This is a genomic window from Pseudomonas sp. MWU12-3103b (genome assembly GCF_023100615.1).
Classification (GTDB): Bacteria; Pseudomonadota; Gammaproteobacteria; order Pseudomonadales; family Pseudomonadaceae; genus Aquipseudomonas; species Aquipseudomonas putida_A.
The window spans coordinates 25,120-49,439 of the sequence record NZ_JALMEY010000007.1 but is presented as its reverse complement, the minus strand read 5'-3'; the positions used below and the strand labels follow the sequence as shown (position 1 = coordinate 49,439).

Here is a 24,320-nt window from a genome sequence, read left to right as displayed (position 1 = left end):
TCCCGATGGCTTTAATCGCTCGAGCCCGAAACAAGCGCAAGCCGGTCGCCGAGATGAACGTGGTGCCATACATCGACGTGATGCTGGTGCTGCTGGTTATCTTCATGGTGACCGCGCCGATGCTCAATCAGGGCGTGAAAGTGGATCTGCCCAAGGTTTCCAGCGAAGCCTTGCCGCAGGACAACAACACTCAGGTGCTGACCATTTCGATCAAGGCTGACAAGACCTACTACTGGAACCTTGGCAGCGAAGTCGATACCGAAAAGCAGCAGGACAGGGCAATGACGCTGCCGCAGATGACTGACGCGGTGACCAAGATCATTCGTGCCGGCACCGAAGGCGGCAAGCGTACCCAGGTCTTTATCCGTGGCGACAAGTCGGTCGACTACGGCGCCGTGATGGGTGCCATGGGCGGGTTGCAGAAAGCCGGGGTCGGTAATGTTGGTTTGATTACCGAGGCCCCCTGATGCAGCAACAGCGAGAGCCGTCCGCCTCGGAAAGCTACTTCTGGCCTAGTGTTCTGGCGATTGTCCTGCACGTGCTGGTGTTCGGCATGCTGTTCGTCAGTTTCGCCTTTACACCCGAGTTGCCGCCGGCCAAGCCGATTGTCCAGGCGACCCTGTACCAGTTGAAATCGAAAAGTCAGGCAACCACCCAGACCAATCAGAAGATTGCGGGTGAGGCGAAGAAATCCGCCGCGCGCCAGACCGAAGTCGAGCAGATGGAACAGAAAAAGGTCGAGCAGGAAGCGGTGAAGGCTGCGGAACAAAAGAAAGAAGAAGCGGCTCAAAAGGCCGAGGAAGCCAAGAAGGCCGATCAGGCGAAGAAAGCGGACGAGGCGAAAAAGGCTGATGAAGCCAAGAAAGCCGACGATGCGAAGAAAGCCGAGGCCAAGAAGGCAGAAGAGAAACAATTGGCTGATATAGCCAAGAAGAAAGCCGAAGAAGAAGCCAAGAAGGCGGCTGAAGAAGAGGCCAAGAAAGCGGCCGCTGAAGAAGCCAAGAAGAAGATCGTCGAAGACGCGAAGAAGAAAGCCGCCGAAGACGCCAAGAAAAAAGCTGAAGCTGAAGAGGCGAAGAAGAAAGTCGCCGACGAAGCGAAGAAGAAAGCTGCTGCCGATGCTGCGAAGAAAAAATCGCAGGAAGCGGCACGTAAATCCGCCGAAGAGAAAAAGGCTCAGGCCCTGGCAGATTTGCTTTCCGACACGCCACAGCGTCAGCAGGCCTTGGCCGATGAACAGGGTGACGAAGTCGCGGGCAGTTTCGATGACCTGATTCGTGCGCGAGCAGCGGAAGGTTGGGCGCGTCCGCCTTCGGCACGCAAAGGCATGACGGTCGTGCTGCAAATCGGCATGTTGCCGGACGGTACGGTGACTTCGGTCAGCGTGGCCAAGTCCAGTGGCGATGGTCCGTTCGATGCGTCGGCAGTTGCGGCAGTGAAGAATATTGGACGTTTGACAGAAATGCAGGGAATGAAGCCGAGCGATTTCGCTCCGTATCGTTCATTCAAGATGACATTCACACCTGAGGATCTAGCCTTGTGAGAAACCTTCTTCGAGGAATGCTGGTCGTGATCTGCTGCATGGCAGGGATCGCGATGGCTGATGAAAAGAACATTCTGGTCACCAGCGGCAGCGATCGGGCCACCCCGATCGCCGTCGTACCGTTCGGCATGCAGGGCGGTGCCGTTCTGCCGGACGACATGGCTGAAATCATTGGTAACGATTTGCGGAACTCGGGCTACTACTCGCCGATTCCAAAGCAAAACATGATCAGCCAGCCAAGCCAGCCGAGCGAAATCATCTTCCGTGACTGGAAGGCGGTGGGTGCTCAATACATGATGGTCGGCAGCATTGCTCCAGCAGGCGGTCGTCTGCAGGTGCAGTGGGCACTGTTCAACGTGGCCACCGAGCAGAAAGTGGCTGACGGCAGTGTCTCTGGTACCACCGAGCAACTGCGTGACATGGCGCACTTCATCTCTGACCAGTCGTTCGAAAAACTCACCGGTATCAAAGGTGCGTTTTCGACCCGTCTGCTGTACGTGACAGCCGAGCGTTTCTCCGAGAAGAACACGCGCTACACCCTGCAGCGTTCGGACTACGACGGTGCCCGTGCCGTGACTCTGCTGCAATCGCGCGAGCCGATCCTGTCGCCGCGTTTCGCACCGGATGGCAAGCGCATCGCCTACGTGTCGTTCGAGCAGAAGCGTCCACGGATCTTCATGCAGAACATCGACACCGGTCGCCGTGAGCAGATCACCAACTTCGAAGGCCTGAACGGCGCACCAGCCTGGTCGCCGGATGGCAATCGCCTGGCTTTCGTCCTGTCGAAAGACGGTAACCCTGACATCTATGTGATGAATCTGGGTTCGCGTCAGATCACTCGTGTGACGGCAGGTCCTGGCATCAACACCGAACCGTACTGGGGCAAGGATGGTTCGACCATCTACTTCACCTCGGACCGTGGCGGCAAGCCGCAGATCTACAAAACCAGCGCCAGCGGCGGCGGTGCCGAGCGTGTGACGTTCATTGGCAACTACAACGCCAACCCGAAGCTGTCGGCTGATGAAAAGACGCTGGTGATGATTCATCGCCAGGATGGTTTCACCAATTTCAAGGTGGCGGCCCAGGATTTGCAGCGAGGTAGTGTAAAGATCCTCACTGATAGCACTCTGGACGAGTCACCTACTGTTGCGCCCAACGGCACCATGGTAATCTACGCCACCCGCCAGCAGGGCCGGGGAGTCTTGATGCTCGTGTCCATTAATGGACGCGTGAGGCTCCCGCTTCCTACCGCACAAGGCGAAGTCAGAGAACCGTCCTGGTCCCCTTACCTGAACTGACGCGGCGCTTTACGTTTTACTTAACACACTGGGGTTCATTAGGAGTTTCACGATGGAAATGCTGAAGTTTGGTAAATTTGCTGCGCTGGCTCTGGCCATGGCTGTAGCTGTAGGTTGCTCGTCCAAAGGCGGCGACAACGCCGGTGAAGGCGCTGTTGATCCAAACGCTGGTTACGGCGCAAACACTGGTGCCGTTGACGGTTCCCTGAGCGAAGAAGCTGCTCTGCGCGCAATCACCACCTTCTACTTCGAATACGACAGCTCGGACCTGAAGCCAGAAGCCATGCGCGCTCTGGACGTTCACGCCAAAGACCTGAAAGCAAACGGCGCTCGCGTTGTTCTGGAAGGCAACACCGACGAACGTGGTACTCGTGAGTACAACATGGCACTGGGCGAGCGTCGTGCGAAAGCCGTTCAGCGCTACCTGGTACTGCAAGGTGTTTCCCCAGCTCAGCTGGAACTGGTTTCCTACGGCGAAGAGCGTCCAGTTGCTACCGGCAACGACGAGCAGTCCTGGGCTCAAAACCGTCGCGTCGAACTGCGTAAGTAATTCGATATGCGAACGTGCCGTCGTGCTGTAACTGTTCTGGCTCTCAGCCTCGCGCCGCTTGCGGCGTGGGCTGCGGTTCCTGTGGTCGATGACAACTCCGGTTATAACAATAGCGGGAGCAGTTATCCGCCTGCGGGTTACGGTACGAACGGCGCCTATGCCGGGGGAGCGGCTTCGGCCCCTGCCTCGGCACAGGGCATGCTGTTCAACCAACTGCAACAGATGCAGGATCAGATATCGCGCCAGCAAGGTGTGATCGAAGAACTGCAGAATCAGGTTGCGCGCATGAAACAGGAATCCCTGGAGCGATACCAGGATCTTGATCGGCGCATAGGATCCGGTGTTGCACCTGCCGCGACTCCTGAGAATTCTTCTGCCGGTGGCGATGCAAGTGCTGCTGCCGGTGCTGCCGCTGGCGCCGGGGCTGCTGCCCAGGCACCTGCTGCAAGTAGCGAACCGGGTGATCCGGCCAAGGAAAAGCTGTATTACGATGCCGCTTTCGACCTGATCAAAGCCAAGGATTTCGACAAGGCCAGCCAGGCTTTCTCGGCATTCCTGCGCAAATACCCGAACAGCCAATACGCGGGCAACGCCCAGTACTGGTTGGGCGAAGTGAACCTGGCCAAGGGCGATCTGCAAGGTGCAGGTCAGGCTTTTGCCAAGGTGTCGCAGCTCTATCCCAAGCACGCCAAAGTGCCGGATTCGCTGTACAAGCTGGCTGATGTAGAGCGCCGCCTCGGTCACACCGACAAGGTCAAAGGCATTCTGCAACAGGTGGTTTCCCAATACCCGGGGACCTCCGCTGCTCAGTTGGCCCAACGCGATCTGCAACGCATGTAAGTGTGTTTGACCCGTTTGGAAGAAACCCGCGCTTGTCGCGGGTTTTTTCGTTAGAATTCACGCCCTTTTTCTGAAACACGCTTCTGGTGATCTACGCGTTGGCGGGGTTATCTGAAGTGCCTGACGGAGGCGGACAGCCTGTTTAGCTGTTACGCCCGTGGCGACTATGCAAGACACATTGAGAATTACCGAAGTTTTCTACTCGTTGCAGGGGGAAACGCGGACTGCCGGGCTGCCCACGGTTTTTGTGCGCCTGACCGGTTGCCCATTGCGTTGCCAATACTGCGACAGCGCCTACGCGTTCAGCGGCGGTACGATCCGCACTCTCGACGATATCCTCGAACAAGTGGCCGGGTTTCGCCCGCGCTACGTCTGTGTGACCGGCGGTGAACCGCTGGCGCAGCCCAATGCCATCCCGTTGCTCAAGCAATTGTGTGATGCCGGTTACGAAGTGTCACTGGAAACCAGTGGTGCACTCGATATCTCGGCGGTAGATTCGCGCGTCAGTCGCGTGGTCGACTTGAAGACACCGGACTCCAAAGAGGCGCACCGCAACCGCTACGAAAACATCGAACTGTTGACGCCCAACGATCAGGTGAAGTTTGTCATCTGTTCGCGGGACGACTATGACTGGGCGGTTTCCAAACTGATCCAGTACGGTCTCGATCAACGTGCGGGTGAAGTGCTGTTTTCCCCAAGTCATCATGACCTCAATGCCAGGGATCTGGCGGACTGGGTGGTGGCAGACAACCTGCCGGTGCGTCTGCAATTACAGCTGCACAAGTATCTTTGGAATGACGAGCCGGGGCGCTGAGATGACTGAACAACTGAACACCACCGAACAGCGTGCAGTGATTTTACTGTCGGGCGGTCTGGATTCGGCCACGGTCGTGGCGATGGCCCGAGCCGAAGGTTTCGCCTGCTACACCATGAGTTTCGATTACGGCCAGCGCTCCCATGCAGAGCTGCATGCCGCCGCGCGCGTCGCTCGCGATCTGGGTGTGGTCGAGCACAAAGTGATCGGCCTGAACCTGAATGGCATGGGCGGCTCGGCACTGACCGACACCAGCATCGACATCCCGGAAGAGCTGGGCGAGGGCATCCCGGTGACCTACGTACCGGCGCGCAACACGGTGTTCCTGTCGCTGGCACTGGGCTGGGCTGAAGTGCTTGGCGCGCGTGACATCTTTATCGGGGTCAACGCGGTGGACTATTCCGGTTACCCGGATTGCCGTCCGGAGTTCATCGAGTCGTTCGAGCGCATGGCCAACCTGGCGACCAAGGCGGGTGTGGAGGGCAACGGTTTCCGCATTCAGGCACCGCTGCAGAACCTGAGCAAGGCGCAGATCGTCCAGGCGGGCGTGAAGCTGGGCGTGAATTACGGCCTGACTGTTTCCTGCTATCAGGCGGACGATGACGGCCGCGCGTGCGGCAAATGCGACAGCTGCCGCCTGCGTGCAGAAGGCTTCGCAGCGGCCGGTGTAAGCGATCCAACACCTTATTTTTGATTTTTTTCAAAAAGGTGTTGAATAGTCCTTAAAAATCAGTATTATACGCGCCACCACACAGCGGGTCGTTAGCTCAGTTGGTAGAGCAGTTGGCTTTTAACCAATTGGTCGTAGGTTCGAATCCCACACGACCCACCATATTTGGCGGTTTAGAAAATCCGGAAGGCCCACGAAAGTGAGGATTTCCGGGTTTTTTTTTGCCTGCGATTCAGGCACCTCTCCCTTGATCGTTGCCTGCGCTGACACAGGTCAGAATCATCTTTTGTATCAACGGGATATTCTGTAGCCTTGCGCAGCTTCAACGCTGTCCGTGCCTGATAATACTCACTCTCCCGGCGGTACCCTCAAGTGGTCCGGAGCCGGGTGTATACTCGACTTTCGCGCGAAAGCGCCTGCAGGTCTTGCGAACATGACGCAGATTTCCGAACGCCTTCTGGTTCAAGCCCACCTCGATGCCAAACAGCCCAAACCGCTGACTGCCGAGGAAGAGGCCTACTACCGTTCCGCCATCGCCGCCGAGCTCAAGGCTCAGGACGCGGTGCTGGTGGCCCACTTCTATTGCGATCCGGTGATTCAGGCCCTGGCCGAAGAAACCGGCGGCTGTGTGTCTGACTCCCTCGAAATGGCGCGCTTCGGCAACGCTCACCCGGCCAAGACCGTGGTGGTCGCCGGCGTGAAGTTCATGGGCGAGACCGCGAAGATCCTCAACCCGGAAAAACGCGTGCTGATGCCGACCCTGGACGCGACCTGCTCGCTGGACCTCGGTTGCCCGGTGGACGAGTTCTCGGCGTTCTGCGATCAGCACCCGGAGCGTACGGTGGTGGTGTATGCCAATACCTCGGCCGCGGTCAAAGCCCGTGCTGACTGGGTGGTAACGTCGAGCTGCGCACTGGAGATCGTCGAAAGCCTGATGGACAACGGCGAGACCATCATCTGGGGCCCGGACAAGCACCTGGGCACCTACATCCAGCGCAAGACCGGCGCTGACATGCTGCTGTGGGACGGTGCCTGCATCGTCCACGAAGAGTTCAAGTCCAAGCAGCTCGAAGACATGAAGGCGCTGTATCCGGACGCCGCGATTCTGGTGCATCCGGAGTCGCCGACCTCGGTGATCGAACTGGCGGATGCAGTAGGTTCCACCAGTCAGTTGATCGCTGCCGCGCAAAGCCTGCCGAACAAGACTCTGATCGTCGCCACCGACCGTGGCATCTTCTACAAGATGCAGCAGCTGTGCCCGGACAAGGTCTTCATCGAGGCGCCAACCGCCGGTAACGGCGCGGCGTGCCGCAGTTGCGCACATTGCCCGTGGATGGCCATGAACACCCTTGAGCGCACGCTCAAGAGCCTGAAGGAAGGGACCAACGAGATCTTTGTCGATCCAGCGCTGATTCCGCAGGCGATCCGCCCGTTGAAGCGCATGCTGGATTTCACCCAGGCGGCGCGGATGAAGCTGGCGGGTAACGCTTAAGTTCCAAAGGCAAAAAACAAGACCTGTGGGAGCGAGCTTGCTCGCGAAAGCGGTGTATCAGTCATCATTTAGATTGACTGACACGACGCCTTCGCGAGCAAGCCCGCTCCCACATTGGTATCTGGTGTCTGGAAACTATTTGACCTTCTTCGGAATCCGCACCACGCGGGTATCGGAGTAGATGTCGTGCCAGGTGCGCTTTTGCTTGTCGTACAGCGACCAGAAGAAGCCTAGCCCTGCGCACAGCCACGAAGCGATCGATACCATGAAGCGCAGCAGCGCCTGCCACAGGCTGATCGCGCTGCCATCGGCGTTCTGTACGCGGATGCCCCATACCTGCATGCCCAGTGTCTGCCCGCCGTGGGTCCAGAACTTGGCGAAGAACGCAAACAGCACCAACAGCAACACTGTGGAATACAGCGGATCGCCATCCATTTTTCCGGCGTCGGTCAGCACGCGCAGGCGTTCTTCACCGATGATCGCTGCCTGGATCAACTTGTAGACGAATCCGGTGACGATCAGCAGGGCAGTGCACAACAGGAAGTCATAGAACATCGCGGCCAGGCGCCGGCCGAGGCCAGCAGCAGGAAAGTCGCCCTGGGGAGTGAGCAGGTTCTTCGACATGGCAGCCTCTGGACGCAAAATGAAGCGCCATTTTACGGATTCGCGCGCACAAAAAAGCCCCTGATATCAATATCAGGGGCTTTTTCGTTACAGAAGATTAACCTTCTGCTTGTACTTCATCAGCCTGCATGCCTTTCTGGCCTTGCACAGCAACGAAGGTCACTTTCTGGCCTTCTTTCAGGCTCTTGAAGCCGTTGCCCTGAATAGCGCGGAAATGCACGAACAGATCCGGACCGCTTTCTGGAGTGATAAAACCAAAACCTTTCTCGTCGTTAAACCACTTGACGGTACCGCTCTGACGTTGGGACATTTCTTATTTCCTTTGACGCATAAATTGATGACAGCCTCTTTCTCATGAAAGAGTACTGGGGCTGGTTGCAGGAGAGTAAGAAGACGTCGAGCGGGATGTAGCTAACTTGTAGGCTACTGCCCAGGTCACGATTCCAAGCTGACCCATGCAAACACAGTGGACAAACTCTACGCCAACTACGGGAGAAAAAACAAGCCCCGCGAAGGCCCCGGTTTTACTGTCCCTGCTGGCAGTTAGTCAGTCTGCTAGTGCGGCTTAGACGATTAGCTTGTTCAAAAGTTTTCGAACGTTATAAGTAAAGTTCATAATCGAATCAAATGTTAGAAAATGCACTTTTTTGTGGCGATTGCGTTACACATTAGTGCACGCATAACGCAATCGCGTTACTTATAGAAACAGTCAATCAACCACGATAGTAGCGTTGTGGAACAAATGGCATTTTGCTTACAAGCATTTGCACCTTTTTCCCACGAACGATGGCCCAGACTGGCGTATCCAGGGTGACATAAGCGCTGTCGAGGTAACCCATCGCCAACGGCCCGCCCAGGGTCGGGCCGAAGCCGCCGCTGCACACGCTGCCGATGATTTCGCCCGCGTCGTTGACGATTTCTGCGCCTTCACGCACCGGCGTACGTTCCTGTGGCAGCAGACCGACGCGTTTGCGCGCGACGCCATTCTGCTGCTGAGCAAAAACTGTCTCTGCCCCCGGGAAACCACCGGCCCGCGCGCCGTCGGCACGGCGTGGCTTGGAGATTGCCCACAACAGGCTGGCTTCGATCGGCGTGGTCTCGGTGTTCATGTCGTGCCCGTACAGGCACAGGCCGGCTTCCAGGCGCAGCGAGTCGCGGGCGCCGAGGCCGATGGCCTGAACTTCCGGTTCGGCCAGCAGGGCGCGGGCGAGTTTTTCTGCATCGGCGGTGGGCACCGAGATTTCGAAACCGTCTTCACCGGTGTAGCCCGAACGGCTGACGAAGCAATCCACGCCCAGCAGTTGCACGCGATTGAACTGCATGAACGTCATCTTCGCCACCTCTGGCGCAAGACGCGCCAGCACGGTGACCGCAGCCGGGCCTTGCAACGCCAGCAGCGCGCGCGCTTCGAACAGCTCCGTAATGGTGCACTGAGCGCCAATGTGTCTTTGCAGATGCGCCAGATCCTGATCCTTGCACGCGGCGTTGACCACCAGGAACAGCTCGTCGTTACCGAGATTGGCGACCATCAGGTCGTCGAGGATGCCGCCGTTGTCGTTGGTGAACATTGCGTAGCGCTGCATGCCCACCGGCAGGTCGATGATATCCACCGGCACCAGGGTTTCCAGAGCCTTGGCGGCATTGGCGCCGGTCAGGCGGATCTGGCCCATGTGCGAGACATCGAACAGCCCGGCCTGCTCGCGGGTGTGCTGGTGTTCTTTCATCACGCCCAGCGGGTATTGCACCGGCATGTCGTAGCCGGCGAACGGCACCATGCGGGCGCCGAGTTCGATGTGCAGAGCGTGCAGCGGGGTTTTCGACAGTTGTTCGGTGGACATGCGTGGCTCCTTGAAAGTTTGAGTTTGGGGGGCATGGGGCTAGATTTAGATCAAGATCAAAAGCCCCTCACCCCAGCCCTCTCCCGGAGGGAGAGGGGGCTAAGTGCGGTCCTCTCCCAAAGGGAGAGGACATAAATCAGCATTCGATGATGTTGACTGCCAGACCGCCGCGGGCGGTCTCTTTGTATTTGCTTTTCATGTCGGCGCCGGTCTGGCGCATGGTGCGGATGACTTTGTCGAGGGAGACGAAGTGTTGCCCGTCGCCGCGCATGGCCATGCGCACCGCGTTGATGGCCTTCACCGAGCCCATGGCGTTGCGCTCGATACACGGCACCTGCACCAGCCCGCCAATCGGGTCGCAGGTCAGGCCGAGGTTGTGTTCCATGCCGATTTCCGCCGCGTTCTCGACTTGCTGCACGCTGCCGCCAAGCACTTCACACAGCGCGCCGGCGGCCATCGAGCAAGCCACGCCGACCTCGCCCTGACAGCCGACTTCGGCGCCGGAGATCGAGGCGTTTTCCTTGTACAGAATGCCGATCGCGGCGGCGGTCAGCAGAAAGCGCACCACGCCGTCATCGTTCGCACCCGGGATAAAGCGCATGTAGTAATGCAGCACCGCCGGGATGATGCCCGCCGCGCCGTTGGTCGGCGCGGTGACCACGCGGCCGCCGTTGGCGTTTTCTTCGTTGACGGCGAGGGCGTACAGGTTGACCCAGTCCAGCACCGACAGCGGATCGCGCAGGGCTGATTCCGGGTTCTTGCACAGTTGCCGATGCAATGCCGCCGCCCGGCGTTTGACCTTCAGCCCGCCCGGCAAAATGCCTTCGTTGCGACAGCCAGCGGCAACGCAGTCCTGCATCACTTGCCAGATTTTCAGCAGACCGGCGCGGGTTTCCGCCTCCGGGCGCCAGGCGCTTTCATTGGTCAGCATCACCTGACTGATCGACAGACCGTAGGTGGCGCAATGGCCGAGCAAGTCCTTGGCACTTTTGAACGGGAAGGTCAGCGGGGTGGTGTCTTCGACGATGCGGTCGGCGCCGGCGGCATCTTCATCGACCACAAAGCCGCCACCGACCGAGTAGTACTCACGGCTGCGAATCTGAATACCGGCAGCATCGAAGGCGCGAAAGATCATGCCGTTGGGGTGATAGGCCAACGGTTTGCGGATCATCGCCAGGTGTTCTTTCTCGTTGAACGCAATGCTGTGTTCGCCGAGCAGATTCAGCCGGCCATTGCCGCGAATCTCCTGCAGGCGCGCGGCGACGGTTTCGGTGTCGACGGTGTCCGGGTGTTCACCTTCAAGGCCGAGCAGCACGGCTTTGTCGCTGCCGTGTCCCTTGCCGGTAGCACCGAGCGAGCCGTACAGCTCGACTTTGATGGTGCTGGTGGCCGACAACAGGTCATCGCGGCGCAGGCCTTCGGCGAAGCGCGCAGCGGCACGCATCGGGCCGACGGTGTGGGAGCTGGAAGGGCCGATGCCAATCTTGAACAGGTCGAACACGCTTAACGACATGAGTGGTTCTCCGGTTTCTTGTTATAGGAATTGGCGCAAGCTCGAGGCTGGACACAAATCCCCTGTGGGAGCGGGCTTGCTCGCGAATGCGGTGTGTCAGGCAACATTGATGGCGATTGATACACCGCATTCGCGAGCAAGCCCGCTCCCACATTGGGATCTATGGTGTTGCTGAAAATCGGGGCAGGTGACCTGCCCCTCCTCCGCTTAAGCGTAGCTTTCGATCGACGGGCAGGCGCAGACCAGGTTGCGGTCGCCGAACACGTTGTCGACGCGACCGACCGGCGGCCAGTATTTGCCTTCGATCAACGACGCTACCGGATAAACGGCCTGCTCACGGCTGTACGGATGGGTCCACTCGCCGACCAGTTCCGCAGCAGTGTGCGGAGCGTTTTTCAGCGGGTTGTCGTCCTTGTCCAGCGTGCCGTTTTCCACCGCGCGGATTTCTTCGCGGATGCGGATCATGGCGTCGCAGAAGCGGTCCAGTTCTTCCTTGGATTCGCTTTCGGTCGGCTCGATCATCAGTGTACCGGCCACCGGGAACGACATGGTCGGCGCATGGAAACCGAAGTCGATCAGGCGCTTGGCAACGTCATCGACGCTGATGCCGCTGCTGTCTTTCAGTGGACGCAGGTCGAGAATGCATTCGTGCGCCACCAGCCCGTTGCTGCCGGTGTACAGCACTGGATAGTGCTCTTCGAGGCGACGGGAAATGTAGTTGGCATTGAGGATCGCCAGTTGCGAAGCACGCTTCAGACCGGCGCCGCCCATCATGCGAATGTACATCCAGGTGATCGGCAGAATGCTCGCGCTGCCGAACGGCGCTGCGCAGACCGCGCCTTCCTTGCGTGCCATCTGGCCGTGACCCGGCAGGAACGGGGTCAGGTGCGACTTGACGCCGATCGGGCCGACGCCCGGGCCGCCACCGCCGTGAGGGATGCAGAAGGTTTTGTGCAGGTTCAAGTGCGAAACGTCGCCGCCGAACTTGCCTGGTGCGCAGAGGCCGACCATCGCGTTCATGTTGGCGCCGTCGATGTACACCTGGCCGCCGTTGTCATGAATGATCCCGCAGATTTCGCGGATGCCTTCTTCGAACACGCCGTGGGTCGACGGGTAGGTGATCATCAGCGCCGCGAGGTGTTCGCGGTGCTCGATGGCTTTGGCGCGCAGGTCTTCGATGTCGACGTTGCCACGGGCATCGCACGCGGTCACCACCACGCGCATGCCGGCCATGTTGGCGGTGGCCGGGTTGGTGCCGTGGGCCGACGACGGGATCAGGCAGATGTCGCGGCGCTCGTCGCCACGGCTCTGGTGGTACGCGCGAATCGCCAGCAGGCCTGCGTATTCACCCTGCGAACCGGCGTTCGGTTGCAGCGAGATCGCGTCGTAACCGGTGGCGGCGCAGAGCATCGCTTCCAGTTCGTCGGTCAGTTGCTGATAACCGGCGCTCTGTGCGGCTGGGGCGAACGGGTGCAGGGCGCCGAATTCGGCCCAGGTCACCGGGATCATTTCGCTGGCAGCATTGAGTTTCATGGTGCACGAGCCCAGCGGGATCATGGTGCGATCCAGTGCCAGGTCCTTGTCCGCCAGTTTGCGCAGGTAGCGCATCAGCTCGGTTTCCGAGTGATAACGGTTGAACACCGGGTGGCTGAGGATCGGCGACTGACGTACCAGTGCAGCCGGGATGGTGCTTTGCACCGAAGCGGCCAGCGCAGCGAAGTCCGGCAGGGCCTTACCGTCGGCGAACAGCCCCCATAGGGTTTCGATATCAGTCTGAGTGGTGGTTTCGTCCACCGACAGGCCCAGACGCTGGGCGTTGATCACCCGCAGGTTGATCTGCGCGGCATGCGCCTTGTCGTGCAGCGCGGCGGTGTGTGCGCCGGTGGCGATGGTCAGGGTGTCGAAGAAGCTTGTCTGCTCGACGGTCTGGCCCAGTGCGCTCAGGCCCTTGGCCAGAATCGCGGTCAGGTGATGCACGCGGTTGGCGATCTGGGTCAGGCCTTTCGGACCGTGGTACACGGCGTACATGCTGGCGATGTTGGCCAGCAGCACTTGTGCGGTGCAGATGTTCGAGGTGGCCTTCTCGCGGCGGATGTGTTGCTCGCGGGTCTGCATCGCCAGACGCAGCGCCGGTTTGCCGAAACGGTCAACCGAAACACCGACCAGACGGCCCGGCATGTCACGCTTGAACGCATCCTTGGTGGAGAAGTAAGCCGCGTGCGGGCCACCGAAGCCCAGCGGCACGCCGAAGCGTTGTGCGGAACCGATGGCGACGTCGGCGCCGAACTCGCCCGGAGCGGTCAGCAAAGTCAGGGCCAGCAGGTCGGCAGCCACGGCCACCAGCGCGTTGGCGGCGTGGAAGCGCTCGGTCAGTTCGCGGTAGTCGAACACATCACCATTGCTCGCCGGGTATTGCAGCAGCGCGCCGAAGAACGGCGTGACGTCGCTCAGTTCACGCTCATCGCCAACCACCACGTCGATGCCCAGCGGCTCGGCACGGGTGCGCAGCACGTCGAGGGTTTGCGGGTGGCTGTGGATCGAGGCGAAGAACTGGTGGCTGCCCTTGTTTTTGCTCAGGCGTTTGCAGAAGGTCATGGCTTCGGCAGCGGCGGTGGCTTCGTCGAGCAGCGAGGCGTTGGCGATCGGCAGGCCGGTGAGGTCGCTGATCAGGGTCTGGAAGTTCAGCAGCGCTTCGAGACGGCCCTGGGAAATTTCCGGCTGGTACGGGGTGTAAGCGGTGTACCAGGCCGGGTTTTCCAACAGGTTGCGCAGGATCGGTGACGGCGTGTGGCAGTTGTAGTAGCCCTGGCCGATGTAGGTCTTGAACAGTTGGTTTTTGCCGGCGATCGATTTGATCATCGCCAGTGCATCGGCTTCGCTCAGGCCGTCGTCCAGGCCGAGGACGCTGGTGCCCTTGATGCTTTCCGGGATGACGCTGGCGCTCAGCGCTTCGAGCGAGTCGAAGCCGAGGCTGTTGAGCATGGCTTGCTCGTCACCGGCGCGTGGGCCGATGTGACGGGCGATGAATTCGTTGGCAGTGCCGAGGTTTACTTGGGTCATGTCGTTACTCCTCAGGCTTCGGCTTGGGCTTTGATCAGGCGGTCGTAGGCGTCTTGATCGAGCAGTTTGCCGACAGCGGCGGCGTCGCTTGGCTGAAAGCGGAAGAACCAGCCTTCGCCCAGCGGATCTTCGTTGACCAGTTCCGGGCTGCCGTCCAGTGCCGGGTTCACTTCCACAACTTCACCGTCGAGCGGCATGTACACGCCGCTGGCGGCTTTCACCGATTCAACGGTGGCGGCTTCGGCGCCTTTTTCGTAAGCCTGCAGCTCAGGCAGTTGCACGAACACCACGTCGCCCAAAGCGTTCTGCGCGAAAGCGGTGATGCCGACAGTAACGCTGCCGTCAGCTTCGGTGCGCAGCCATTCGTGATCTTCAGTAAAACGCAACTCGCTCATGGAAACTCCTAAGGGGGCCAGACTCGTCTGGTGGACGCGGTGGAAGGCTTGGGCATGAAAGCCCTGATTTATGAGCGGTTACTTAGCAAGAACGCGGCCAGATTGTATTTATCTATATAAATCAAATAGTTATATGTTTCTGGTTGTGATGGGTGTGGGGCTTCTGTAGCGAAATCGCTACAGCTTGGGGCGGGGAGAAAAGCTGAAGCGGATCAAAGCCTTGCACAGCGGTGATCAGAGGCGGGTGTAGCGATATCGTTCCGCTGTAGCGCTTTCAGTACAGATGGAGGTCGGTTTTGAACGGATTTCGAATCCGTCACATGAACCCCCTGTGGGAGCGGGCTTGCTCGCGAAAGCGTCAGGTCAGTCGACATCCCTGTTGAATGGCCCACCGCATTCGCGAGCAAGCCCGCTCCCACATTTTTGATCGCGTGCGGCTTACGGTTTGTTGGGGATGCCGTATTTGCGCAATCGATGGGCAATCGCCGTGTGCGAAGTCTGCAGGCGGCTGGCCAGTTGGCGGGTTGAGGGGTAGCTGACGTAGAGTTTTTCCAGCAGCGATTTTTCGAAGGATTCGACGGCTTGTTCAAGGCTGTCGACGTCGCTGTCGGTCTGCCGCGCCACCGAGGTGCCGGCGATGTCGAGATCACCAATATCGACCAGGCTGCTTTCGCAGATCGCCGCGGCGCGGAAGATCACGTTCTGCAACTGCCGCACGTTACCCGGCCAACGATTACCGAGCAGCGCCGGATAGGTACCGGGCGCAAGGCGACAGACCGGGCGCTGAATCTGCGCACACGCCTGCTGCATGAAATAGCGCGCCAGCAGCAGAATGTCCTGACCTCGCTCACGCAGCGGCGGCACTTCGACGTTGAGCACGTTGAGACGGTAGAACAGGTCTTCGCGGAACAGGCCTTCGCTGACCATTTTTTCCAGGTCGCGGTGGGTCGCGCTGAGGATCCGCACGTTGACCTTCACTTCGCGATCACCGCCGACCCGACGGAAGCTGCCGTCATTCAGAAAGCGCAATAACTTGGCCTGCAAGTAGGGCGACATCTCGCCGATCTCGTCGAGAAATACCGTGCCCTGGTTGGCCAGTTCCATCAGCCCCGGTTTGCCGCCACGTTGCGCGCCGGTAAAGGCGCCGGGGGCGTAGCCGAACAGTTCGCTCTCGGCGAGGTTTTCCGGCAGCGCCGCGCAGTTCAGCGCGAGAAACGGCGCACTGTGCCGCGCACTGATCGCGTGGCAAGCGCGGGCCACCAGTTCTTTACCGGTGCCGGTTTCGCCTTGAATCAGCAGCGGTGCGTCGAGGGCTGCGACTCGTTGCGCGCGGGCCTTTAGTGTGCGGATCGCCGGGGATTCGCCGAGCAGTGCATCGAAACCTTCGGCATGGTCATGGTGCAACGCTGACAGTTGTTCGCCGATACGATTCGGCTGATACAGGGTCAGCAGCGCGCCAGCGTCGGTGATCGGTGTGGCGTCGAGCAGCAGGGTCTGGCCATTGACAGTGATCTCGCGCAGCGGCAGGCGGAAGCCTTGTTCGAGCAGGGTTTCCAGCAGGCCGGGATCGTTGAACAGCTCAGAGACACTTTCCCCCGCCGGTTCACGCCCGTACAGCGCAATCAGTGCCGGGTTGGCCAGCAGCACCTTGCCGGCGCTATCGAGGGCAAGTACCGGATCGGTCATCGCCGCGAGCAGCGCATCGAGCTGCAGGTGCCGACGCTGACCAGGGAGGATGTCGACCACCACCACGGCCTCCACGCCGCGCACCCGAAACAACGCATCTTTGAGTTCTTCGAGCACTTGCGGGCTCAAGGTCGGTGCATCGATGTAGACGTTGGGCGGGATCATCTCCACCGCATCCAGATTGAGATTGCGCCCACCGAGGATCGCCAGGACTTCCTGGGTGATGCCGACGCGGTCGATGAAGCTGACGTGGATACGCATGGGGCGGTTCAGTGTTCTGGAATGCGGAGGGGGGCAAGTATGCCTTGATGGGGGACTGGGGTGAAATCTTGAGATTGTTGTCGTGCTGGAGATCTACCCCTCACCCCAACCCTCTCCCCAGAGGGGCGAGGGGGAAAGGGAGCAGGTTGGGGGCTTTTCAAAACTTGAGTTCGGCTCGCTATTTCAGGTCGGTGTACCTTGAGCGAGCAACTCGGTCAGTCCCCTCTCCCTCCGGGAGAGGGTTAGGGTGAGGGGGCTTTTGGGGTTACTCGAAGTGCTCGAGATTGACTGGATCCCCGGATTGCATATTCAACTTCTGCCGGATGTCCTCAAACATCAGATCGTAATGTTTGTGCACCGAACCGATCTGGCTGTGAGCCTTTGGAATCCCGTATTTCTCGGCAATCCGGGTCACGTCGCGGGCGAAGTTGTAAGCCTCTTCCTTGGGCAGGAAAAACGCTTCCTTCATGTCCTTGCCCTGCATATTGCCGTGCAGGGTGAACTGTATCCCTTTGCCTTTTTGCGGATCGGTGAACACTTCATAGTCGAGACACAGGTCGTAACTGACGTCATCTGGCGTCAACGCATGTCGCTCGATGTGCAAATGACCGGGGTTGAATATGGCCATGGGTTTCTCCTGATCAAGGCATGGGAGAAGGGCAGACCCTGGGCCTGCCCTTGAGTTTCTAATTATCGATAGCTGATGCCCGGCTTCGCCGTGCTGACGCGTGTGCCGGCAGTGCCCTGGACGATCGCTTCGATGTCCGCGAGCGAACCGATCACCGCGACCTTGCCAGTATGGCGCGCGAATTCGCAGGCTGCCTGCACCTTCGGCCCCATGGAGCCAGCGGCGAAACCGAGGCGTTCGAGTTCATCCGGGTGGGCTTCGGCGATGGCTTTCTGCGACGGCTTGCCATAGTCGACGAACGCCGCGTTGACGTCGGTGGCGATCACCAGCAAGTCAGCTTCCAGTTGCTCGGCGAGCAGCGACGAGCACAGATCCTTGTCGATTACCGCCTCGATGCCCTTGAGGTTGCGGTGCTCGTCGTACATGGTCGGAATCCCGCCGCCACCGGCGCAGATGACGATGCTGCCCTTGTCCAGCAGCCACTTGATCGGACGGATCTCGAAGATGCGTTTCGGCCGTGGACTGGCCACCACGCGGCGGAACTTGTCGCCGTCCGGAGCGATGGCCCAACCTTTCTCGGCGGCGAGTTTTTCCGCTTCGGCTTTCTCGTAGACCGGGCCGATCGGTTTGCTCGGGTTCTGGAAGGCCGGGTCCTTGGCGTCGACTTCAACCTGGGTCAGCAGGGTGGCGAACGGCACTTCGAAGTCCAGCAGGTTGCCCAGTTCCTGTTCGATGATGTAGCCGATCATGCCTTCGGTTTCGGCACCGAGCACGTCCAGCGGGTAAGGGGTGACGGAGGTGTAGGCCGCCGCCTGCAGCGACAGCAGGCCGACTTGCGGGCCATTGCCGTGGGCGATGACCAGTTGATTGCCGGGATGGATCTTGGCGATTTGCTCGGTGGCGATGCGGATGTTGGCGCGCTGGTTGTCAGCGGTCATCGGCTCGCCACGACGGAGCAGGGCGTTACCGCCCAGAGCTACGACGATACGCATGGTGCATGTCCTTCTAAAACAGAGGAATGGCAAACGACTCGGTCGCACTGCCGGAACCGGGGGCCTTGGTGGGAGGGGGCTTGCTCCCGAAGGCGGCGGATCAGTCGACATCTCTGTTGAATGACACACCGCTTTCGCGAGCAAGCCCGCTCCCACATTGGGATTCGGTTCCTTCAGTGGGAGCTATTTCAGTTACAGATCAGCCAGGGTCGAGACCAGAATCGCCTTGATCGTGTGCATGCGGTTTTCCGCTTGCTCGAAGGCAATGCAGGCGGGCGACTCGAACACGTCGTCGGTGACTTCGATGCCGTTGGCCAGGTGCGGATACTGTTCGGCAATTTGTTTGCCGACCTTGGTATCGCTGTTGTGGAACGCCGGCAGGCAGTGCATGAACTTGGTGCGCGGGTTGCCGGTGGCTTTCATCAGCTCTTTGTTGACCTGGTACGGCAGCAGTTGCTGGATACGTTCGGCCCAGGCTTCAACCGGCTCGCCCATCGACACCCAGACGTCGGTGTGGATGAAATCGACGCCTTTGACTGCGGCTTTCGGGTCTTCGGTCAGGGTGATGCGTGCGCCGGATTCTTCCGCGTATTTCTTGCAGCGATCGACCAGATCGTCATGCGGCCACAGGGCTTTCGGCGCGCAGATGCGCACGTCCATGCCGAGCTTGGCGCCGACCAGCAGCAGCGAGTTGCCCATGTTGTTGCGCGCATCGCCGAGGTAGGCGTAGCTGATTTCGTGGATCGGCTTGTCGGCGTGTTCACGCATGGTCAGCACGTCGGCGATCATTTGCGTTGGGTGATATTCGTCGGTCAGGCCGTTGAACACCGGCACCCCGGCGAACTTCGCCAGCTCTTCGACGATTTCCTGTTTGAAACCACGGTATTCGATGGCGTCGTACATGCGACCCAGCACGCGGGCCGTGTCTTTCATGCTTTCCTTGTGGCCGATCTGCGACGAGTTCGGGTCGATGTAGGTGACATTGGCGCCTTGGTCATAGGCCGCCACTTCGAACGCGCAACGGGTGCGGGTCGAGGTTTTTTCGAAGATCAGGGCGATGTTGTTGCCCTTGAGGTGTTGCTGTTCGGTGCCGGTGTATTTCGCGCGTTTCAGATCGCGGGACAGGTCGAGCAGGTAACGCAGCTCGCGTGGGGTGTGGTGTTCCAGGCTGAGCAGGTTACGGTTGTGGATGTTAAAAGCCATGATGGATCTCCTTCGGTGTCGGTTATCCCCCTGGCCGCGCTTTGTAAGTCGCGGCCAAGGCTCAGAGGTTTAGTAATCGATCGGGTCGCGGATGATCGGGCAGGTCATGCAGTGGCCGCCGCCACGGCCACGACCGAGTTCGCCGGCGCTGATGGTGATGACCTCCACGCCCGCCTTGCGCAGCAGGGTGTTGGTGTAGGTGTTGCGGTCGTAGCCGATGACCACGCCCGGTTCCACGGCCACCACGTTGTTGCCGTCGTCCCATTGCTCGCGTTCGGCGGCGAAGCTGTTGCCGCCGGTTTCCACCACGCGCAGCTTCGCCAGGTTGAGGGCTTTGGCCACGGTGTCGAGGAAGCTGCCTTCTTCGCGGCGGATGTCGATGCCGCCCTGTTTGCTTTCGTCAGGACGCAGGGTGAAGGCGACGATCTGGTTGACCACTTCCGGGAAAATCGTCACCAGGTCGCGATCGCAGAAACTGAACACGGTGTCCAGGTGCATCGCGGCGCGGGACTTCGGCAGGCCGGCGACGATGACTTTTTCCACCGCTTTGTTCTTGAACAGATTCAGCGCCAGTTGGCCGATCGCCTGACGCGATGAGCGTTCGCCCATGCCGATCAACACCACGCCGTTGCCGATCGGCATCACGTCGCCGCCCTCAAGGGTCGAGCTGCCGTGATCCTTGTCCGGGTCGCCGTACCAGATTTCGAAATCGGCGTTGGTGAACTGCGGGTGGAATTTGTAAATGGCAGTGGCCAGCAGGGTTTCCTGGCGACGCGCCGGCCAGTACATCGGGTTCAGCGTCACGCCACCGTAGATCCAGCAGGTGGTGTCGCGGGTGAACTGGGTGTTCGGCAGCGGCGGCAGGATGAAGCTGGAGTGGCCGAGGAAGTCGCGGAACATCTGGATGGTCTTGCCACCGAAGCTGTCCGGCAGATCATCGGCGGATACGCCACCAATCAGGTATTCGGCGATGTGTCGCGGCTCAAGGCTTTTCAGCCAGGATTTGACTTCGCTGATCAGGCCCAGGCCCACCGAGTCGGCGGTGACCTTGCGCTCGAGAATCCAGTCCAGCGCTTCCGGGATGGCGACGATGTCGGTCAGCAGGTTGTGCATTTCCAGTACGTCGATCCCGCGCTCACGCATCTTGGTCACGAAGTCGAAGTGGTCGCGCTTGGCCTGGGCGACCCAGAGCACGTCATCGAACAGCAGTTCATCGCAGTTGTTCGGGGTCAGGCGCTGGTGGGCCAGACCTGGGGAGCAAACCATGACTTTGCGCAGTTTGCCGGCTTCGGAATGGACGCCGTACTTAACTTTTTCCGTGGTCATTGCAGTGATCCTCCAGATTACAAATCAAGGGTTACAAGGTCAGGAAGCCGTCGTAGAGACCGTAGGCAGCCACCAGGGCACCCACGACCACTGCGGCGAAAATCAGCTTCTCGACGTTAGTGAAAATCGGTTGTTTGAGTTCCAGCTTGGCCTTGGCGAACAGGATCGCGCCGGGTGCGTAGAGCAGGGCCGAGAGCAGCAGATACTTGACCCCGCCGGCATACAGCAGCCACACCGCGTAGATCAGCGCGATGCCGCCGATAATCAGATCCTTGCGTCGTTCGGCCGCGAAGCCTTCGTAGCTTTCGCCGCGCACCGCCAGCAACAGGGCATAGGCCGCCGACCACAGGTACGGCACCAGAATCATCGAAGTGGCGAGGTAGATCAGCGACAGGTAAGTGCTGGCCGAAAACAGGGTGATGATCAGGAACAGCTGGACCATCGCGTTGGTCAGCCACAGGGCGTTGACCGGTACGTGATTGGCGTTTTCCTTGCGCAGGAACTCGGGCATGGTGTGGTCTTTGGCGGCGGCGAACATGATCTCCGCACACAGCAGCACCCACGACAGCAGCGCGCCCAGCAGCGAGATGATCAGACCGACGCTGATCAGCACTGCGCCCCAGTGACCAACCACGTGTTCGAGCACGGCGGCCATCGACGGGTTTTGCAATTTGGCCAGTTCCGGCTGAGTCATGATGCCCAGCGACAGCACGTTGACCAGCACCAGGAACAGCAGCACGGTGATGAAACCGATGACGGTGGCCTTGCCGACGTCGGAGCGTTTTTCCGCCCGCGCCGAGAAGATGCTCGCGCCTTCAATGCCGATGAACACCCACACGGTGACCAGCATCATGTTGCGCACCTGGTTCATCACGCTGCCCAGATCCGGGTTTTTCACACCCCAGATGTCGGCGGTGAAGATGTCCAGTTTGAAGGCGAATACCGCGATCAGCACGAACAGCAGCAGCGGCACGACCTTGGCGACGGTGGTCACCAGGTTGATGAACGCCGCTTCCTTGATCCCGCGCAGTACCAGAAAGTGCACGGCCCACAGCAGCACCGAGGCGCCGATCACCGCCGCTACCGTGTTGCCTTCGCCGAAAATCGGAAAGAAATACCCGAGGGTGCTGAACAACAGAACAAAGTAGCCAACGTTGCCCAGCCAGGCACTGATCCAGTAACCCCAGGCGGACGAGAAACCCATGTAATCGCCGAATCCGGCCTTGGCGTAGGCGTAGACACCGCCGTCCAGGTCAGGCTTGCGATTGGCGAGGGTTTGAAAGACAAAAGCGAGGGTGAGCATGCCGACAGCGGTGATGGCCCAGCCAATCAGTACCGCGCCGACGTCGGCGCTCGCGGCCATGTTTTGTGGCAAAGAGAATATCCCGCCACCAATCATTGAGCCGACTACCAAGGCAACCAATGCACCGAGTCGTAGTTTTCCGGGAGCTTCAGACATTGCATGACTCCATTGCAGGAGAGAAGAGTTCACAGCGTAGATCTGTTGTCTGTTCAATCAGCTGACATAGATCAGTGCATGGCCACATTCCATTGTTAATGAATGACTTATGAAAGAGCTGATGGCATAAAGCTGCTGCCCGAAAAGGCCCATTCCAGAGGCTTTTGGCAGATGTGGTTGGGAATTTCTCTTATTACTTTGGAATTATCACGCTAGTTGGTTTTCAGCTTTTGGCAAATTTTTCACATCTGTTTTCAGTACAGAATCGAATAATCAGGATTCGCGCACAAAAGCGATTAGTCGTGCTATGCGTTAGCGTTGTTGGCTATATATAAGAGGGGTATTGGCGTTATTCAAAAAACGTACTTACGCTTTATCCGTTTAGTTAATACCCAGAAATAGACACACCTTGTGGCGAGGGGATTTATCCCCGATGGGTGGCGTAGCCGCCCCAGATCCATTCGGCGCGGTGTCAGGCAGAACGAGTTCTCAGGTTTTGGGGCGGCTATGCCGCCCATCGGGGATAAATCCCCTCGCCACAGGTATAAACAGGTTTCGAGAACCGTTGTCAGGAAAAGGGAGACTGGAATGTCGCAACCGACGCAAAAGCTGCGACTGGGTGCGTTGATCGCCCTGGTGGTGGGGTCGATGATTGGCGGGGGGATTTTTTCCCTGCCGCAGAACATGGCGGCCCGCGCCGATGCCGGGGCAATCCTGATCGGCTGGGGGATCACCGCCATCGGCATGCTAACCTTGGCCTTCGTGTTCCAGACCCTGGCCAACCGCAAGCCCGAGCTGGACTCGGGGGTCTATGCCTACGCCAAGGCCGGGTTTGGCGACTACATGGGTTTCTCGTCCGCCTGGGGCTACTGGATCAGCGCGTGGCTGGGCAACGTCGGTTATTTCGTGTTGCTGTTCAGCACCCTCGGTTACTTCTTTCCGGTATTCGGTCAGGGCAATACGCCGATCGCCATCGGCTGCGCGTCGGTGCTGTTGTGGGCGGTGCATTTTCTGGTGATGCGCGGGATCAAGGAGGCGGCGTTCATCAATCAGGTGACCACGGTCGCCAAGATCGTGCCGCTGATCATGTTCATCGTGATTGCCGCCGTGGCGTTCAAGGCCGACATTTTCACCCGCGACATCTGGGGCCGCAGCAACCCGAGCTTCGGCGGGGTGATGGATCAGGTGCGCAGCATGATGCTGGTCACGGTGTTCGTGTTCATCGGCATCGAGGGCGCCAGCGTCTATTCGGCGCGGGCGGAGAAACGCACCGATGTCGGGCGCGCCACGGTGATCGGTTTCCTCGGGGTGCTGGCGCTGCTGGTGCTGGTCAACGTGCTGTCGCTGGGGATCATGAGCCAGCCCGAATTGGCCAGGTTGCAAAACCCGTCGCTGGCGGCGGTGCTGGAACACATCGTCGGGCCGTGGGGCGCGCTGCTGATCAGCCTCGGTCTGGCGGTGTCGCTGCTCGGCGCATTGCTGTCATGGGCGCTGCTGTGCGCGGAAATCCTCTTCGCCACGGCCCGGGACAAGACCATGCCGGCGTTCCTGAAAAAGGAAAACGCCAACCATGTGCCGGTCAATGCGCTGTGGCTGACCAACGTGATGATTCAGATATTCCTGCTGATCACACTGTTTTCCGCCGGCACCTACACCAGCCTGATCTACCTCGCTTCGTCGATGATTCTGGTGCCGTACCTGTGGTCGGCGGCGTACGCGGTGCTGCTCAGCGGACGTGGCGAAACCTACGAACATGCCTCGGCCGAACGTACCAAGGATCTGCTGATTGGCGGGATTGCTCTGTGTTATGCGGTGTGGTTGTTGTATGCCGGCGGAGTGAAATACCTGCTGCTGTCGGCGTTGCTGTATGCGCCGGGGGTGGTCCTGTTCGCCAAGGCCAAGCATGAGCAGGGCGAGCCGCTGTTCACCCCTGTCGAGAAAGGCATTTTCGCCTGCGTGCTGATCGGCGCGGGGCTGGCGGCGTATGGTTTGTACAGCGGGGTGTTGTCGCTGTAGGTGGATTGATTGTGCATCGGTGGTGTCAGTGCGGGCCTCTTCGCGAGCAAGCCCGCTCCCACATTTGAAATGCATTCCCCTGTGGGAGCGGGCTTGCTCGCGAAGAGGCCCG

The 24,320-nt window shown here is 59.6% G+C and carries 21 protein-coding genes and 1 tRNA gene; 10 read left to right on the top strand and 12 right to left on the bottom strand.

Features of this window, described 5'->3' with window-relative positions; all coding sequences use genetic code 11:
* Window positions 1–14: 14 nt before the first annotated feature.
* The 9 genes from tolR to nadA all read left to right on the top strand — a co-directional run bounded on the left by tolR (window position 15) and on the right by nadA (window position 7,207).
* Window positions 15–467: a protein TolR gene (tolR, locus tag M0808_RS13025; protein ID WP_161794900.1), complete on the top strand. Its 453-nt coding sequence runs from the start codon at window positions 15–17 to the stop codon at window positions 465–467.
* Entirely contained in the window at window positions 467–1,543 is a 1,077-nt protein-coding gene (gene tolA, locus M0808_RS13020; RefSeq protein WP_097085954.1) for a cell envelope integrity protein TolA, read from the top strand. The genes tolR and tolA overlap by 1 nt, the downstream gene beginning before the upstream one ends.
* A gap of 17 nt (window positions 1,544–1,560) precedes the next feature.
* Complete coding sequence (gene tolB, locus M0808_RS13015; RefSeq protein WP_164747834.1) at window positions 1,561–2,841, top strand: Tol-Pal system beta propeller repeat protein TolB; 1,281 nt, start codon at window positions 1,561–1,563, stop codon at window positions 2,839–2,841.
* Window positions 2,842–2,893: 52 nt separating this feature from the next.
* Window positions 2,894–3,391: a peptidoglycan-associated lipoprotein Pal gene (gene pal / locus M0808_RS13010; RefSeq protein ID WP_003178634.1), complete on the top strand. Its 498-nt coding sequence runs from the start codon at window positions 2,894–2,896 to the stop codon at window positions 3,389–3,391.
* A 6-nt stretch (window positions 3,392–3,397) separates the two neighbouring features.
* A complete protein-coding gene (gene ybgF / locus M0808_RS13005) occupies window positions 3,398–4,231 on the top strand; it encodes a tol-pal system protein YbgF (RefSeq protein ID WP_097085952.1) in 834 nt (277 codons plus the stop codon).
* A gap of 166 nt (window positions 4,232–4,397) precedes the next feature.
* Window positions 4,398–5,045 carry a 7-carboxy-7-deazaguanine synthase QueE gene (queE, locus tag M0808_RS13000; protein WP_027612537.1) on the top strand — a complete coding sequence of 216 codons (648 nt, stop codon included), beginning with the start codon at window positions 4,398–4,400 and terminating at the stop codon, window positions 5,043–5,045.
* A gap of 1 nt (window position 5,046) precedes the next feature.
* A complete protein-coding gene (gene queC, locus M0808_RS12995; protein ID WP_135296423.1) occupies window positions 5,047–5,739 on the top strand; it encodes a 7-cyano-7-deazaguanine synthase QueC in 693 nt (230 codons plus the stop codon).
* 62 nt (window positions 5,740–5,801) lie between these two features.
* Window positions 5,802–5,877, top strand: a tRNA-Lys gene (locus M0808_RS12990).
* Window positions 5,878–6,148: 271 nt separating this feature from the next.
* Window positions 6,149–7,207 (top strand): quinolinate synthase NadA, encoded by a 1,059-nt coding sequence (gene nadA / locus M0808_RS12985; protein ID WP_003227499.1) that lies wholly within the window; start codon window positions 6,149–6,151, stop codon window positions 7,205–7,207.
* A gap of 135 nt (window positions 7,208–7,342) precedes the next feature.
* On the opposite strand, the gene M0808_RS12980 is transcribed toward nadA, so the two are convergent.
* From M0808_RS12980 to arcD (M0808_RS12925), 12 genes are all read right to left on the bottom strand, one after another.
* Window positions 7,343–7,831, bottom strand: coding sequence for an RDD family protein (locus tag M0808_RS12980; protein ID WP_247841356.1), 489 nt, complete (start codon window positions 7,829–7,831; stop codon window positions 7,343–7,345).
* 97 nt (window positions 7,832–7,928) lie between these two features.
* A complete protein-coding gene (locus tag M0808_RS12975; RefSeq protein WP_007934683.1) occupies window positions 7,929–8,141 on the bottom strand; it encodes a cold-shock protein in 213 nt (70 codons plus the stop codon).
* Window positions 8,142–8,544: 403 nt separating this feature from the next.
* Window positions 8,545–9,669, bottom strand: a complete 1,125-nt coding sequence (gene gcvT / locus M0808_RS12970; protein WP_247841355.1) for a glycine cleavage system aminomethyltransferase GcvT — start codon at window positions 9,667–9,669, stop codon at window positions 8,545–8,547.
* 136 nt (window positions 9,670–9,805) lie between these two features.
* Window positions 9,806–11,182, bottom strand: a complete 1,377-nt coding sequence (locus M0808_RS12965) for an L-serine ammonia-lyase (protein WP_247841354.1) — start codon at window positions 11,180–11,182, stop codon at window positions 9,806–9,808.
* A gap of 207 nt (window positions 11,183–11,389) precedes the next feature.
* Complete coding sequence (gcvP, locus tag M0808_RS12960; protein ID WP_247841507.1) at window positions 11,390–14,257, bottom strand: aminomethyl-transferring glycine dehydrogenase; 2,868 nt, start codon at window positions 14,255–14,257, stop codon at window positions 11,390–11,392.
* Window positions 14,254–14,637, bottom strand: coding sequence for a glycine cleavage system protein GcvH (gcvH, locus tag M0808_RS12955; RefSeq protein ID WP_027612543.1), 384 nt, complete (start codon window positions 14,635–14,637; stop codon window positions 14,254–14,256). Before gcvH ends, gcvP begins: the two co-directional genes overlap by 4 nt.
* A gap of 438 nt (window positions 14,638–15,075) precedes the next feature.
* Window positions 15,076–16,584, bottom strand: coding sequence for a sigma-54-dependent transcriptional regulator (locus M0808_RS12950; RefSeq protein ID WP_027612544.1), 1,509 nt, complete (start codon window positions 16,582–16,584; stop codon window positions 15,076–15,078).
* A 265-nt stretch (window positions 16,585–16,849) separates the two neighbouring features.
* A complete protein-coding gene (locus M0808_RS12945; RefSeq protein WP_007962061.1) occupies window positions 16,850–17,212 on the bottom strand; it encodes a DUF5064 family protein in 363 nt (120 codons plus the stop codon).
* A 62-nt stretch (window positions 17,213–17,274) separates the two neighbouring features.
* Window positions 17,275–18,204, bottom strand: coding sequence for a carbamate kinase (gene arcC / locus M0808_RS12940; protein WP_247841353.1), 930 nt, complete (start codon window positions 18,202–18,204; stop codon window positions 17,275–17,277).
* Between the two features lie 192 nt (window positions 18,205–18,396).
* A complete protein-coding gene (locus tag M0808_RS12935; RefSeq protein ID WP_003227481.1) occupies window positions 18,397–19,407 on the bottom strand; it encodes an ornithine carbamoyltransferase in 1,011 nt (336 codons plus the stop codon).
* Window positions 19,408–19,476: 69 nt separating this feature from the next.
* Window positions 19,477–20,733: an arginine deiminase gene (gene arcA, locus M0808_RS12930; protein ID WP_225136097.1), complete on the bottom strand. Its 1,257-nt coding sequence runs from the start codon at window positions 20,731–20,733 to the stop codon at window positions 19,477–19,479.
* A gap of 31 nt (window positions 20,734–20,764) precedes the next feature.
* Window positions 20,765–22,192, bottom strand: a complete 1,428-nt coding sequence (arcD, locus tag M0808_RS12925; protein ID WP_047599542.1) for an arginine-ornithine antiporter — start codon at window positions 22,190–22,192, stop codon at window positions 20,765–20,767.
* Between the two features lie 588 nt (window positions 22,193–22,780).
* Between arcD (M0808_RS12925) and arcD (M0808_RS12920) the strand changes: the two genes are divergently transcribed.
* A complete protein-coding gene (gene arcD / locus M0808_RS12920; protein ID WP_247841352.1) occupies window positions 22,781–24,208 on the top strand; it encodes an arginine-ornithine antiporter in 1,428 nt (475 codons plus the stop codon).
* Window positions 24,209–24,320: the final 112 nt, after the last annotated feature.

What these genes read in the sequence shown, in the direction of transcription:
- tolA (WP_097085954.1), top strand. Translation starts at nt 467, where the DNA reads ATGCAGCAACAGCGAGAGCCGTCCGCCTCGGAAAGCTACTTCTGGCCT.
- tolB (WP_164747834.1), top strand. Translation starts at nt 1,561, where the DNA reads ATGCTGGTCGTGATCTGCTGCATGGCAGGGATCGCGATGGCTGATGAA.
- pal (WP_003178634.1), top strand. Translation starts at nt 2,894, where the DNA reads ATGGAAATGCTGAAGTTTGGTAAATTTGCTGCGCTGGCTCTGGCCATG.
- ybgF (WP_097085952.1), top strand. Translation starts at nt 3,398, where the DNA reads ATGCGAACGTGCCGTCGTGCTGTAACTGTTCTGGCTCTCAGCCTCGCG.
- queE (WP_027612537.1), top strand. Translation starts at nt 4,398, where the DNA reads ATGCAAGACACATTGAGAATTACCGAAGTTTTCTACTCGTTGCAGGGG.
- queC (WP_135296423.1), top strand. Translation starts at nt 5,047, where the DNA reads ATGACTGAACAACTGAACACCACCGAACAGCGTGCAGTGATTTTACTG.
- nadA (WP_003227499.1), top strand. Translation starts at nt 6,149, where the DNA reads ATGACGCAGATTTCCGAACGCCTTCTGGTTCAAGCCCACCTCGATGCC.
- M0808_RS12980 (WP_247841356.1), bottom strand. Translation starts at nt 7,831, where the DNA reads ATGTCGAAGAACCTGCTCACTCCCCAGGGCGACTTTCCTGCTGCTGGC.
- M0808_RS12975 (WP_007934683.1), bottom strand. Translation starts at nt 8,141, where the DNA reads ATGTCCCAACGTCAGAGCGGTACCGTCAAGTGGTTTAACGACGAGAAA.
- gcvT (WP_247841355.1), bottom strand. Translation starts at nt 9,669, where the DNA reads ATGTCCACCGAACAACTGTCGAAAACCCCGCTGCACGCTCTGCACATC.
- M0808_RS12965 (WP_247841354.1), bottom strand. Translation starts at nt 11,182, where the DNA reads ATGTCGTTAAGCGTGTTCGACCTGTTCAAGATTGGCATCGGCCCTTCC.
- gcvH (WP_027612543.1), bottom strand. Translation starts at nt 14,637, where the DNA reads ATGAGCGAGTTGCGTTTTACTGAAGATCACGAATGGCTGCGCACCGAA.
- M0808_RS12950 (WP_027612544.1), bottom strand. Translation starts at nt 16,584, where the DNA reads ATGCGTATCCACGTCAGCTTCATCGACCGCGTCGGCATCACCCAGGAA.
- M0808_RS12945 (WP_007962061.1), bottom strand. Translation starts at nt 17,212, where the DNA reads ATGGCCATATTCAACCCCGGTCATTTGCACATCGAGCGACATGCGTTG.
- arcC (WP_247841353.1), bottom strand. Translation starts at nt 18,204, where the DNA reads ATGCGTATCGTCGTAGCTCTGGGCGGTAACGCCCTGCTCCGTCGTGGC.
- M0808_RS12935 (WP_003227481.1), bottom strand. Translation starts at nt 19,407, where the DNA reads ATGGCTTTTAACATCCACAACCGTAACCTGCTCAGCCTGGAACACCAC.
- arcA (WP_225136097.1), bottom strand. Translation starts at nt 20,733, where the DNA reads ATGACCACGGAAAAAGTTAAGTACGGCGTCCATTCCGAAGCCGGCAAA.
- arcD (WP_047599542.1), bottom strand. Translation starts at nt 22,192, where the DNA reads ATGTCTGAAGCTCCCGGAAAACTACGACTCGGTGCATTGGTTGCCTTG.
- arcD (WP_247841352.1), top strand. Translation starts at nt 22,781, where the DNA reads ATGTCGCAACCGACGCAAAAGCTGCGACTGGGTGCGTTGATCGCCCTG.